Genomic DNA, 11,853 nt, shown 5'->3' with positions numbered 1-11,853 from the left:
CGACCCTATCCATCAAATGCCGGGACTAAACACTTAGGTCAAGTCGCGGGAACGTCCTCTGCGGTCTTGGTGCCGTCATCTTCGACACCTGCCATCTCGCGCTTGATCTGCTCGGCGATTTCTTTCTCGATCGCAGCGCGCTGATCCGCCGGCATCGCCGCCAGATCGGCTTCGGTCAGGTCGTGCTGCTCGAGATAGCGGGCGCGGATATATTCCGCCGGCGTCATGTTGCCCCACTTGGAGAATTCGTCGACCAATGAGTCGTGAGCAGCCTTCGCTGCTGCTTCTTCTTCCGAAGGTGGATTGATGTAGGGGGCTTCGCTGCTTTGAAGAGCCCAGATGGTATTGGCGATCGACGGCGGCGTGCCGCTCGGTTCGAGCGCCGGTCCGCCATTGCGCGCCGTCGAGGCGAATTCGGTGGTCTGCTGATTCCTGGATTTGGCCTGCTGCTCGAAAAGACCGCCGATCCCATAATAGTTGCGAAGACTGCTGCTGATTTCCATGAAAAATCTCCCCGAAAACGGGGAGATCATGGCGCGGCAACCCTGCCTAGAACTTATGGGAATGCCTTTCAAGGAAGCGTATAGGCGATCACGTAATCGCCGGGCTTCGTGCCGACCGACCCGTGGCCGCCGGCGACCATGACGACATATTGCTTGTTGTCATCGGTCGTATAGGTCATCGGCGTCGCCTGGCCGCCGGCCGGAAGCCGCGCTTCCCAGAGCTGCCGGCCGTTCGTCACATCATAAGCGCGCAGGTAATTGTCGACCGCGGCTCCAAGGAAGGCGACTCCGCCCTTGGTCAGCATCGGCCCGCCGATACCGGGTACGCCGACCTTGAAGGGCAGGGGCAATGGCGTCATGTCGCGCACGGTGCCGTTCTTGTGCATATAGGCGATCTTGCCGGTGCGCAGATCGACGCCGGCGACATAGCCCCATGGCGGCGCCTGGCAGGGGATCTTGAGCAGCCCGAGGAACGGCCCCATGAAGACGCCGTAGGGTGCGCCGTCATTGCGGTTGAGCCCCTGTTCGCTGCCTTTCTCGTCCTGGCCTTTGGGCGGGATCTCGGCGGCGGGCACCAGGCGGGAGGTGAAGGCGAGATAGGTCGGCATGCCGAACATGATCTGCCGCTCCGGATCCACAGCGACGCTGCCCCAGTTGAAGGTGCCGAAATTGCCGGGAAAGACGATGGTCCCTTCAAGCGAAGGCGGCGTGTAGCGGCCTTCGTAGCGATAACGATGGAAGTCGATGCGGCAGGCGAGCTGATCGAACAGCGATACGCCCCACATGTCCTTCTCCTTGAGCGGCTCGGGCGAGAAGGTCAGATCCGAGATCGGCTGCGTCGGCGAAGTATGATCACCGGAGATCGCTCCGCCGGGTGCTGCGATTTCCTTGACGGGAATGATCGGCTCGCCGGTGCGCCGGTCGAGCACATAAATATCGCCCTGCTTGGTCGGGCCGACGAGGGCGGGAACGACGGTGCCGTCCTGCTTCGTCAGGTCGATGAGCGCCGGCTGGGCCGGAACGTCCATGTCCCAGAGATCGTGATGCACCGTCTGACGCACCCAGCGCAGCTGCCCAGTGGCGATATCGAGTGCCACGATCGAGGACGAGAATTTCTCGACATTGTCGCTGCGGTTGATGCCGAGCTGGTCGGGCACCTGGTTGCCGAGCGGGATGTAGACCATGCCGAGACCTTCGTCGACGCTGAGGACCGACCAGCTGTTCGGCGAGTTGGTCGTATAGGTCTGGCCTTCCGCGATCGGTGTCGTCACGTCGGGGTTGCCGGAATCCCAATTCCAGATCAGCGCGCCGCTATTGATGTCGAAGGCGCGGATGACGCCGGACTGCTCCTCAGTCGAATAATTGTCGTTCACCGCCCCGCCGATGATGATCTTGCCCGCCACCGCGACCGGCGGCGAGGTGGAATAATAATAGCCGGCCGGATTGTAGCGCATGCCGGCTTCGAGATGCAGCACGCCCTGATCGGCAAAGCCGGTGCAGACCTTCCCGTCCGCAGCATCGAGCGCAATCAGCCGGGCGTCGGAGGTCGGCAGATAGACGCGCTCGGCGCAGGGCTGGCCCGGGGCGGCCGCGGGATCGGCATAATAGGTGACGCCGCGGCAGGTCTGGTGCTGCCGGTTGGGATTCATCCCGGAATTGGAATCGTATTTCCATTTCTCCTTGCCGGTCTTGGCGTCGAGCGCGATCGCCCAGTTATGCGGCGTGCAGAGATAGAGCGTGTCCTTCACCTTGAGCGGCGTCACCTGATAGGTTGTCTCGCTGATATCCTCCGGCCGCTTAACGTCGCCGGTCTGGTATCGCCACGCCTCCTTGAGGGTGGAGACGTTATCGACGTTGATCTGGTCGAGCGGCGAATAGCGCTGGCCGAAGGGTGTGCGGCCGTATTGATGCCATTCGCCATCAGGAACGCCGCCGCCGAAGGCGGGGTTGGCCGCGACCTGATCCTTCGGCAGATCGCCGGCGAGATCGTGCGGGTCCGTCGTCATCGAATAGAGAGCGACGAGGATGGCGAGGATGACGGGCAGGGCGAGCGGCCAGGGATTGGCGCCATAGGTGATGCCCGTCGGGCTGCGAAAACCGAGGGGCCGGCGGATCCACGGCGTCAGCAGCCAGATACCGAGCAGGATGATGACGCCGCCGCGCGGGCCGAGCTGCCACCAGTCGAAACCGACCTCCCACACCGCCCAGACAAGTGCCGCGACCACAAGCACCGCATAGACCCACAGCGCCACCGCCTTGCGCATCAGCAGCAGCCCGGCGGTGATGAGGAACATCAGGCCTGCGAACAGATAAAAGAAGCTGCCTCCGAGCGTGACGAGCCAGAGCCCGCCGCCACCGAGCGCGAGCCCGATGATGATGAAGAAGATCGAGGTGATGACGATCGCCATAAGGCTGTCTCCCGAAAAGGTTTAGCCGGGGTGGAGGAACGGCGGAAAATCTCCGCCGATCAGGCAGGTAGCGCAAGGGAGACGCCTTTCAACCGCCGCGTTTGCCGCAGGTTGGCGCCAGGTTCGGGTGCATGGAAACGAACTGTCTTGCCGGAGGCAAACAGTTATCGCGGCCAGATGCCCAATGATGCAGGCGAAACCGTCCGTTATGTTCCGCAGAAGGTCGCAAGCACCCGTTCGTGCGGCTGTGGCGGTTCGCCATAGGCGGCGAAATCCGGCTGGTCGTCATAGGGCTTGGCGAGGACCTCTAGCAGCGTCTCGAACAGCGAGAAATCGCCGCTTTCGACCGCAGCCTCGATCGCCTGTTCGACCCGGTGATTGCGCGGGATGAAGGCCGGATTGACGCTGTGCATCGCAGCGGCGCGATCGGTCGCGGCTTGCTGATCGCGTGACAGTCTCTCCCGCCACCGCGCCAGCCACTCGCCTGAAGTCTCCGGCTCCCGGAAGCTTGCCGCGAATGCGGGTTCTGCGGCGTTATCGCCCGCGAGATCCGACAGCCGCCGGAAGGTCAGCGTGAAATCCGCCGTTTGCGCTTGCATCAGCGCCAGCAGCGCCTGAACCAGTTCGAGATCGCCGTCCTCTTCGCCGGCAAGCCCGATCTTTGCGCGCATACCCTTGAGCCAATGCGCCTGGAACCGTTCGCCATAGGCGCGGATCACCACATTCGCCTTGTCGACCGCGCCGTCCTGGTCGGGGTCGATCAGCGGAAGCAGCGTTTCGCCGAGCCTTGCGAGGTTCCATTGGCCGATCGCGGGCTGATTGGCGTAGGCATAGCGCCCATGCTGGTCGATCGACGAGAAGACGGTGGCGGGATTGTAGCTGTCCATGAAGGCGCAGGGGCCGAAATCGATCGTCTCGCCGGAGACGGTCATATTGTCCGTGTTCATGACGCCGTGGATGAAGCCGACATGCAGCCAGCGGGCGATCAGCGCCGCCTGGCGCTCCGACACGGCTTCGAACAGCGCGAGATAGGGATTTTCCGCTTCCTTCAGTTCCGGATAATGCCGGTCGATCACATAGTCGGCCAGCGCGCGCACGCCGTCGGTATCGCCTCGTGCCGCAAAGAACTGGAAGGTGCCGACCCTGATATGGCTTGCCGCCACGCGGGTGAAGACGGCGCCGGGCAGCACCTCCTCGCGATAGACCGGCTCGCCCGTCGTCACGGCCGCCAGAGCCCGCGTTGCCGGGATGCCGAGCGCAAACATTGCCTCGCTGATGATATATTCCCGCAGCACCGGCCCGAGCGCCGCCCGCCCATCGCCGCGGCGCGAAAACGGCGTCTGCCCGGCGCCCTTCAGCTGAATATCGTAGCGTCTGCCGTTGCGGCCGACGACTTCGCCGAGCAGGATCGCCCGCCCGTCGCCGAGCACCGGCGAAAAGCCGCCGAACTGGTGTCCCGCATAAGCCATGGCCAGCGGCGCGGCTCCTTCGGGGAGAAGGTTGCCGGAGAAGATTGCCGCGCCGTCGCGGCGCAATGCCTCGACGTCGAGCCCGAGCTCTTGCGCCAGCGGCTCGTTGAGCTTGATCAGCCAGGGTTCTGTAACCGGCGTCGGCGTTTGCGGCGCAAAGAAACGCTGGGGCAGGCCGGCATAGCTGTTGTCGAACGGAAAGGCCGCGCCGGGCCGGTTTTTCTCAAGGACGGAGGTCATTGTTCATAGGTAGGGCCGGGGCGGCTGCGGTGCAAGCCGGTTCTGCCCGAGGACAAATCTTCACGAAGATCAGGCCGATGCAAGGAATCGTGATCTGCCTTTACCTCTCGTCAAAGCTGCTTTGCCATAAAGGACATAGCGCCGCCACGATCGCAGGCGTATAGCAGATCGTCTCCCCTTGGCCTTGCGCCATATCATCCCCGCGGCCTTGCTGCCTTCTGTGCTCCGCCGCGCCACCGCGAGTGATCCCGGACGATGTCGGATCAGATTTACCAGGCGCCGATGGTTCGGCGCGCCGCGCCCAATTTCCGGGTGATCGCGATGATTATCGCGAGCGCGATGCTGATGGAAAACATCGACGCCACAGTGCTGGCGACCGCGCTGCCGACCATGGCGCGCGATTTCGGCGTCAGCGCCCCGGCCATGTCGATCGCGCTGACCTCCTATCTCCTCAGTCTTGCGATCTTCATTCCGGCAAGCGGCCGGATGGCCGACAGTTTCGGCTCGCGCACCGTCTTCCGCGCGGCCATCGCGGTCTTCGTCGCCGGCTCCGTCCTCTGCGCGCTCGCGCCGACGCTGCCGTTTCTGGTGCTGGCACGGCTGCTTCAGGGCTTGGGCGGCGCGATGATGATGCCGGTCGGGCGCCTCGTGCTGATGCGCAGCGTCGCCCGTAAGGATATGGTCAGCGCCATGTCCTGGCTGCTCGTGCCGGCCTTGATCGGTCCCATCATCGGCCCGCCGCTCGGCGGCTTCATCGTCACCTATCTCGACTGGCGCTGGATCTTCTACATCAACGTGCCGATCGGCATCGTCGGCATGATTTTCGTCTCGATCTATATCGAAGAGGTGAAGGGCAAGGCGAGCGGCCCGTTCGATACGATCGGCTTCATCCTTTCGGGCATCTCGCTCGGATCGCTGCTCTTCGGCTTCGAAATGTCGAGTCATGAAGGCGAGGCTGCCTTCTCGATCTTCCTCATCGCTCTCGGACTGATCTTCGGCATCGGCTACCTCAGGCATGCCCGCAAGCACCCGTCGCCGATCATGGATTTCTCGCTGATGAAGGTGCCGAGCTTCGGCACCTCGGTCATTGCAGGTTCGCTGACGCGCATCACCCAGGGCGCGCAGCCCTTCCTGCTGCCGCTGCTCTTCCAGATCGGCTTCGGCCTGTCTGCGGCCGCGGCCGGTCAGATCGTCATCGCGACCGCGCTTGGCGCTCTCGCCATGAAGCCGATGGCGAAATTCGTGTTCAGCAGATTGGGTTTCCGTCGCAGCCTGGTCCTCAACGGCATTCTCGGCACCGCCGGTTATGGCCTCTGCGCCGCCTTCCGGCCGGACTGGCCGATGCCGCTCATCTTCGTCGTTCTGGTGCTCAGCGCCTTCTTCCTGTCGTTCCAGTTCACGGCCTACAACACCATCGCCTATGACGAGATCGACAAGGAGCGGATGAGCTCGGCGACGAGCTTCTACACCACCTTTCAGCAGCTCATGCTGTCGCTCGGCATCTGCATCGGGGCCTTGGCGCTGCACGGCTCCATGGCCTTGTCAGGTGCGCAAGTGCCCACGCTCGACGATTTCTCCGCCGCCTTTGCCGTCGTCACCATCATCTCGATCACCGCGACCGTCTGGAACCTGCGCTTCTCGCCGACCGCCGGCGAGGAGATCAGCGGCTATAAGGCCAAACGGACGAAAGACGCCGCCGCCGAAGGCTGACGCCGCCCTTCCTCTCGTTAGAAGCCGACAGGCCCCTGGGGCGGCTTGCGTCGCAATCGCCTGCCCTCCTGCCGGTCGGCCTCGAGCCCGTAGGCGGCCGGCCCGCCGAAGGCCGCAAGATCGATATCCCGCAACGCTACCTCCACCATCGCCTCAGGCTCGGCGCGTCCGCGCCGCCCTGTGATCGCGAGCCACAGACCGCGCCAGCCTCGCCGGCGCGACATCGCCCCCACCACCGTCATAGTCCTGTCCTCCCTCTTGGGCTCATGCCGCCTGCGGCAGGCACGCCTCGCAGATCGCGGCGACATGGCGATGATCGGTGCCGCAGCAGCCGCCGAGCACCCGCAGTCCGGGCATGCGATCGAGAAGCTTGCGGTATCGCCGTCCGAGATCTTCGGGATCGCCGGCATCGAGCGTCTCGCTGTTATCAAGCTGCTCGTGACTCATGGTCGAGGCATTGGCGCGGATGCCGGAAATGCGCTTCACCCATGCGCTGCCGTGATCGAGAGCGCTTTCGAAATGCGTCGGATGCGCACAGTTGATCATGTAGTAGACGGGCGTTCCCCCGGTGGCCATGTCGGTCGTCTCGATGGCGTCCTGAATGCTGCGGCCCGTCACCAGCCTGCCGTCCGTCTCCAGCGTGAAGGAGATGGCGCAGGGCATGGCGAACGACTTCGCCGCACGCGCCACGCCGATCGCCTCGTCGATATTCGTCAGCGTGAAGGCGCTCACCATATCCGCTTCGGTGCCGGCGAAGGCCTCGATCTGGAAGGCGTGGTAATCCTCCGCTTCGTTGGCGCTCATCATGCCCGCCTTGTAGCCGTCGCCGCGCGGGCCGATCGCGCCGCTGATGACGATCGGCTGCCCCGGCTGCTCATAGGCGCTGCGCAAGCCGACCAGCAGCTCGACGGCTTCTTCGTTCGCCGCCTTCAGCGCTTCGCTAGTGTAGCCGAGCTTTCGCCCCCAGTCGGGATTGGCCCGCCACGTGGCGGTGTCGAGCACGAAGCCGGTGCCGTGCCGCCGGGCGATGTCGAGGTAGCGGCGATAGTAATTCCGCGTGCGGTTCCGGCCATCTTCGGACGCCAGCAATACGAAAGCGGCGAAATGCGGAAGCGCGATCCCTTCCTGGAAGATCATCGTCGTCTCCATGCCGCCGTCGGTCAGGAAGGTGCCGCCTTTGAGTTGCGGCAAATCATGTCTGTACTTTGCCATTGTTGTGGTCTCTCCCGTCGCGGCGCCTGAAATGGCGGCCGTCGATGAGTAATGTTCTGCCGCTTAATCGGCTGCCAAACTAGGCGACTTGAGGTATACTGGCGGAAGTTTCGATTTTAGCAGATTGAAATCAATCGCTTGGCTCAGCCGATGCTGCCGGGAACGGAAGCGGGCGCGAACCTTCGGCGCTCGAAACTGTACCGCCGGTACAGGAGGGGGAGATGCGAAAGGGAGAGGAAACGCGGACCCGCATTCTCGATGTGGCCGAAGCGGCGGTATTGCAGAAGGGTTTCGGCGGCACCTCCATCGAGGAACTGATCGCCGAGACCGGCATCACCAAGAGCGGCTTCTTCTATCACTTCAAGGATAAGAACGAGCTCGCCAAGGCGCTGCTCAACCGCTACATCGAAAACGACGAGCGCATTTATGACGAGATATTCGGCCGTGCGCGCGACCTCATGGACGATCCGCTGCAAGCCTTCCTGCTCGGCCTGAAGCTGCTTTCCGAACTTCTCTCGGATCTGCCCAACGGCCATCCCGGCTGCCTCGTGGCGACCGTCTGCTATTACGAGCGGCTGTTCGACCGGGAGATACAGGAGACCAACCGGAATGCGGTGCTTGCCTGGCGCCGCCGCTTCGGCCGCATGCTCAGGGAAATCATGGACGTCTATCCGCCGCGCGAACCCGTCGATGTCGATCAGCTTGCCGACATGGTTTCCTCCGTCCTCGAAGGCGGCATCGTGCTGTCGAAGACGCTGAAGGAGCCGAACACGCTGGCCGAGCAGGTGCTGATGCTGCGGACTTTCGTGCGCCTGCTCTTTCTGCCGGCTGTCGAACAGCCGCTTGCCGTCGTCAGGCAAGGCCAGGCCTTTGGCGCCGCCGCCGGCGGCCAGCCTTAGCCGGCCTCGATGTCGGCCGCCATTTCGGCGAGCTTGCGCACGGTGTTGAGGTTGCGGGACGTTCCGGGCTTCAGCGCCGGCAGCTTCAGCTTCGACCGGCCGGAGCCATTGGGATAGTGCACATAGATTTCCCGCCCGACGAGCTTCGCCTGCTCGCCGTCGGGCGCCACCATCTTGTCCAGCGCATCGCCGGGCGCTTTTTCGGGCAGGAAATAGACGAGCAGGAAGTTCGGCTTGGCGTCGGGGAGGGGAGCGTTGGCGACGATGTCGCTGAGTTCCTTGCGGGTCCTCACCATCACGCCAGGCCGCTTGCCCATCTTCTGCCCGAGCGCTTCGTCGAGCTTCTCCTCGACCGCTTTTTCGGATTCATCCGCGCGGAAAAGCACATTGCCGCTCTGGATGTAAGTCTTCACATCCGTAAAGCCGAGGCCTTCGCAGATCGCCTTCAGCTCGGCCATCGGCAGCGAACCGGTGCCGCCGACGTTCACGGCGCGGAGGAGGGCGATGTAGACGGGCATTTCTCTCTTCCTCTTGGGGGTGCCGTGTGGCACCCCCCTAAAGATTTCACATCTTCCCCGCCACCTTGATCGCGAACGCATATTCGAACGCGATTTCCTCCAGTCGCTGGAAGCGGCCGGAGGCGCCGCCGTGGCCGGCGTCCATGTTTGTCTTGAGCAGGATCGGAGCGCTGCCGGTCGTCTTGTCGCGCAGTTTCGCCACCCATTTGGCGGGCTCCCAGTAGGTGACCCGTGGGTCGGTCAAGCCGCCGAGCGCCAGGATCGGCGGGTAGGCCTTGGCGCCGACATTGTCATAGGGCGAGTAGGAGGCGATCTGCTCGTATTCTTCCTTGCTTTCGATCGGGTTGCCCCATTCCGGCCATTCCGGCGGGGTCAGCGGCAGCGTGTCGTCGAGCATGGTGTTCAGCACATCGACGAAGGGAACGGCGGCGATGAGACCGGCGAATTTTTCCGGCGCCATGTTGGCAACGGCGCCCATCAGCATGCCGCCCGCCGATCCACCCTCGGCGATGATCTTCGCGTAAGAAGTGAACTTCTGTTGATTCAGATAGTCGGCCGCGGCGATGAAGTCCTTGAAGGTATTGGTCTTCTTGCCCATCTTGCCGTCTTCGTACCAGGCGAAGCCCTTGTCCTTGCCGCCGCGGATATGGGCGATGGCGTAGACGAAGCCGCGGTCGGCAAGCGACAGGCAGTTGGTGTTGAAGCCGGCCGGAATGGTGATGCCGTAGGCGCCGTAGCCGTAGAGCAGGCAGGGTGCCGAGCCGTCGAGCGGCGTATCCTTGCGGTAGAGCAGTGTGACCGGCACCGTCTCGCCGTCCCAGGCCGGCGCGAAGACGCGGCGGGTGACGTAGTCGTCAGGATTGTGGCCCGACGGCACCTCCTGCGTCTTGAGCAGGGTGCGTTCGCGCGTCACCATGTTGTAGTCATAGAGCTGCGACGGCGTCGTCATCGAGGAATAGGAGAAGCGGATGACATCCGTGTCGTATTCCGCCGCTCCCGAAAGGCCGAGCGAATAGGCTTCCTCGGCAAAGGCGATTGCATGTTCCTCGCCGGTCCTCCGATCGCGGATCATGATCCGCGGCAGCCCGTCCTTGCGCTCCAGCCAGAGGAGATGGCGGGCATAGGCCATGTGGCTGATAACAAGCGTGCCCGGCTTGTGCGGCACGACCTCGCGCCAGTTTTCCTTGCCTGGTCTGTCAACCGGCGTTTCCATGATCTTGAAATCCTTGGCGCCGCCGTCATTCGTCAGGATGTAGAAGACGTCGCCGCCCTCGGTCAGCGAATATTCGATGCCTTCCTCGCGCTGTGCCACCAGCTTCGGCTCGGCGCTGAGGTCCTTGGTCGACAGCAGCCGGTATTCGCTCGTCTCGTGGTCGTGAATGTCGATATAGATGAAATCGTCGAGCAGCGAGCCGCCGACGCCCATGAAGAAGCCGGCATCCTCTTCCTCATAGACCAGCCGGTCTTCGGACTGCGGCTGGCCGAGAATGTGATGAAACACCTTCGAAGGCCGGTGGTTCTCGTCGAGCGCCGAATAGAAGAAGCTCTTGCCGTCGGGCGCCCAGACGCCGCCGCCGCCGGTATTCTCGATCCGGTCCTCGAGGTCTTCGCCGGTCGAGAGGTCGCGCACCTTCAGCGTGAAGAATTCCGATCCCTTGTCGTCGTAGCCCCAGATGCCGCGGCTGTGGTCGGTCGTATGATCGAGGCCGGCGAGACGGAAATAGGCCTTGCCGGATGCTTCCTTGTCGCCGTCGAGCAGCACGCTGCGGATCGTCTCGTCGGCGACGTTGCCGTCGCGCGGAATGCGGAAGTAACGCGGCTGCTCGCCGCCGGTCACGTAGAATGTGCCGTAGGCGTAGGCGCCGTCCTTCATCGGCACGGAACTGTCGTCTTCCTTGATGCGGCCGCGCATCTCGGCAAACAGCACCTTCTGCAGCGGCTTGGTGTCCTCCATCGCCGCGTTCATATAGGCGTTTTCGGCTTCGAGATGCCGGCGGATATCCGGATCGAGGATCGACGGATCCTTGAACATCGCCTGCCAATTGTCGGCGCGCAGCCAGGCATAGTCGTCCGTTCGGGTAATGCCATGGCGCGTATCGGAGATCGGCTTCTTCGGTGCGGCAGGCGGTGTCGGCAGGCTCTTGAAGACGGACAAGGAATGGCTCCGGGTCGATTATGTCGGGATGGGAAGAGATAGAGGCGCGCCGACGCCGGATCAAGCGGCAAGGCTGCGTCAAAGGCCGAGATGACCTTCCACAGACAAGGAGGCGGCGGTGTCCGCACTGCCTTGATGTCACCACAATGTTTAAGAAAGTCCGCTATCTCCGCGAATTTGCACGTTGCCAAGCCTCCGGCAAGCTGCCGGCGGCAGAGTGAAGAATGCATAGCAGTAAGGGATTTTCTTCGACATGCCGAAACATCTGCTCCTGTTCGTATCCCTGGCCGGCCTCGCTGCCCCCGCCTTTGCCGTCGATCCCGCCATCAAGAAGCAGCTGGAAAAACTCGACCCGTCGACCCGCCTGGAGCAGAGCTGCGATACCGAGGCAATGAGCCGCATCAACAGCGACAGCACGGGCTTCAAGCCCGACAAGGTCATCGCCTATACATTCAAGGATCCGATCCCGGGCGACAACTCCCTGAAGGCGCCGGGCGCCGTCTTCCGCAGCAAGGGCGATTGGTATCATCTCTCCTACACCTGCATCACCGGCCCACAGCACATCAACGTTCGTCAGCTCGACTATCAGATCGGAGAGAAGGTGCCGCGCGAAAAGTGGGACAAATATTATCTCTACGATTGATGCCTTCTGTCTGCTCAGTTGCGGTGACATCCGGCCACATGGCGCCGGATGACGGCCGTCGGTAGAATTCACGGATCGAAACATAGAATTCGCGCA

10 protein-coding genes are annotated in these 11,853 nt (G+C 63.0%); 3 read left to right on the top strand and 7 right to left on the bottom strand.

Going from position 1 to position 11,853, the window contains the following annotated elements; all coding sequences use genetic code 11:
* Nucleotides 1–38: 38 nt before the first annotated feature.
* From CO670_RS19050 to CO670_RS19040, 3 genes are all read right to left on the bottom strand, one after another.
* A complete protein-coding gene (locus CO670_RS19050) occupies nt 39–503 on the bottom strand; it encodes a hypothetical protein (protein WP_097591674.1) in 465 nt (154 codons plus the stop codon).
* A 68-nt stretch (nt 504–571) separates the two neighbouring features.
* Nucleotides 572–2,911: a glucose/quinate/shikimate family membrane-bound PQQ-dependent dehydrogenase gene (locus tag CO670_RS19045; protein WP_097591673.1), complete on the bottom strand. Its 2,340-nt coding sequence runs from the start codon at nt 2,909–2,911 to the stop codon at nt 572–574.
* A 206-nt stretch (nt 2,912–3,117) separates the two neighbouring features.
* Entirely contained in the window at nt 3,118–4,620 is a 1,503-nt protein-coding gene (locus tag CO670_RS19040; protein ID WP_097591672.1) for a protein adenylyltransferase SelO, read from the bottom strand.
* Nucleotides 4,621–4,875: 255 nt separating this feature from the next.
* Between CO670_RS19040 and CO670_RS19035 the strand changes: the two genes are divergently transcribed.
* Complete coding sequence (locus CO670_RS19035) at nt 4,876–6,330, top strand: MFS transporter (protein ID WP_097591671.1); 1,455 nt, start codon at nt 4,876–4,878, stop codon at nt 6,328–6,330.
* Nucleotides 6,331–6,347: 17 nt separating this feature from the next.
* Here CO670_RS19035 and CO670_RS19030 read toward each other — a convergent pair whose 3' ends face one another.
* Both CO670_RS19030 and CO670_RS19025 read right to left on the bottom strand, forming a co-directional pair.
* Nucleotides 6,348–6,554 carry a hypothetical protein gene (locus CO670_RS19030; protein WP_245425892.1) on the bottom strand — a complete coding sequence of 69 codons (207 nt, stop codon included), beginning with the start codon at nt 6,552–6,554 and terminating at the stop codon, nt 6,348–6,350.
* Between the two features lie 40 nt (nt 6,555–6,594).
* Nucleotides 6,595–7,542: a homocysteine S-methyltransferase family protein gene (locus CO670_RS19025; RefSeq protein ID WP_097591669.1), complete on the bottom strand. Its 948-nt coding sequence runs from the start codon at nt 7,540–7,542 to the stop codon at nt 6,595–6,597.
* A gap of 221 nt (nt 7,543–7,763) precedes the next feature.
* Here CO670_RS19025 and CO670_RS19020 point away from each other — a divergent pair, with 221 nt between their 5' ends.
* A complete protein-coding gene (locus tag CO670_RS19020; protein ID WP_097591668.1) occupies nt 7,764–8,441 on the top strand; it encodes a TetR/AcrR family transcriptional regulator in 678 nt (225 codons plus the stop codon).
* On the opposite strand, the gene CO670_RS19015 is transcribed toward CO670_RS19020, so the two are convergent.
* Together CO670_RS19015 and CO670_RS19010 are read right to left on the bottom strand one after the other, a co-directional pair.
* Nucleotides 8,438–8,959, bottom strand: a complete 522-nt coding sequence (locus tag CO670_RS19015; protein ID WP_097591667.1) for a DUF1697 domain-containing protein — start codon at nt 8,957–8,959, stop codon at nt 8,438–8,440. The genes CO670_RS19020 and CO670_RS19015 overlap by 4 nt on opposite strands.
* Before the next feature lie 46 nt (nt 8,960–9,005).
* A complete protein-coding gene (locus tag CO670_RS19010; protein ID WP_097591666.1) occupies nt 9,006–11,114 on the bottom strand; it encodes a S9 family peptidase in 2,109 nt (702 codons plus the stop codon).
* Nucleotides 11,115–11,367: 253 nt separating this feature from the next.
* On the opposite strand from CO670_RS19010, the gene CO670_RS19005 reads away from it, so the two are divergent.
* Entirely contained in the window at nt 11,368–11,757 is a 390-nt protein-coding gene (locus CO670_RS19005) for a DUF930 domain-containing protein (protein WP_097591665.1), read from the top strand.
* Nucleotides 11,758–11,853: the final 96 nt, after the last annotated feature.

Source organism: Rhizobium sp. J15, assembly GCF_002531825.1.
Taxonomy (GTDB): domain Bacteria; phylum Pseudomonadota; class Alphaproteobacteria; order Rhizobiales; family Rhizobiaceae; genus Rhizobium.
This window is presented reverse-complemented; position numbering and strand designations above follow the sequence as displayed.

Coding starts and splice junctions, on each gene's coding strand:
- CO670_RS19025 (WP_097591669.1), bottom strand. CDS start 7,542: ATGGCAAAGTACAGACATGATTTGCCGCAACTCAAAGGCGGCACCTTC.
- CO670_RS19015 (WP_097591667.1), bottom strand. CDS start 8,959: ATGCCCGTCTACATCGCCCTCCTCCGCGCCGTGAACGTCGGCGGCACC.
- CO670_RS19040 (WP_097591672.1), bottom strand. CDS start 4,620: ATGACCTCCGTCCTTGAGAAAAACCGGCCCGGCGCGGCCTTTCCGTTC.
- CO670_RS19050 (WP_097591674.1), bottom strand. CDS start 503: ATGGAAATCAGCAGCAGTCTTCGCAACTATTATGGGATCGGCGGTCTT.
- CO670_RS19045 (WP_097591673.1), bottom strand. CDS start 2,911: ATGGCGATCGTCATCACCTCGATCTTCTTCATCATCATCGGGCTCGCG.
- CO670_RS19020 (WP_097591668.1), top strand. CDS start 7,764: ATGCGAAAGGGAGAGGAAACGCGGACCCGCATTCTCGATGTGGCCGAA.
- CO670_RS19030 (WP_245425892.1), bottom strand. CDS start 6,554: ATGTCGCGCCGGCGAGGCTGGCGCGGTCTGTGGCTCGCGATCACAGGG.
- CO670_RS19005 (WP_097591665.1), top strand. CDS start 11,368: ATGCCGAAACATCTGCTCCTGTTCGTATCCCTGGCCGGCCTCGCTGCC.
- CO670_RS19035 (WP_097591671.1), top strand. CDS start 4,876: ATGTCGGATCAGATTTACCAGGCGCCGATGGTTCGGCGCGCCGCGCCC.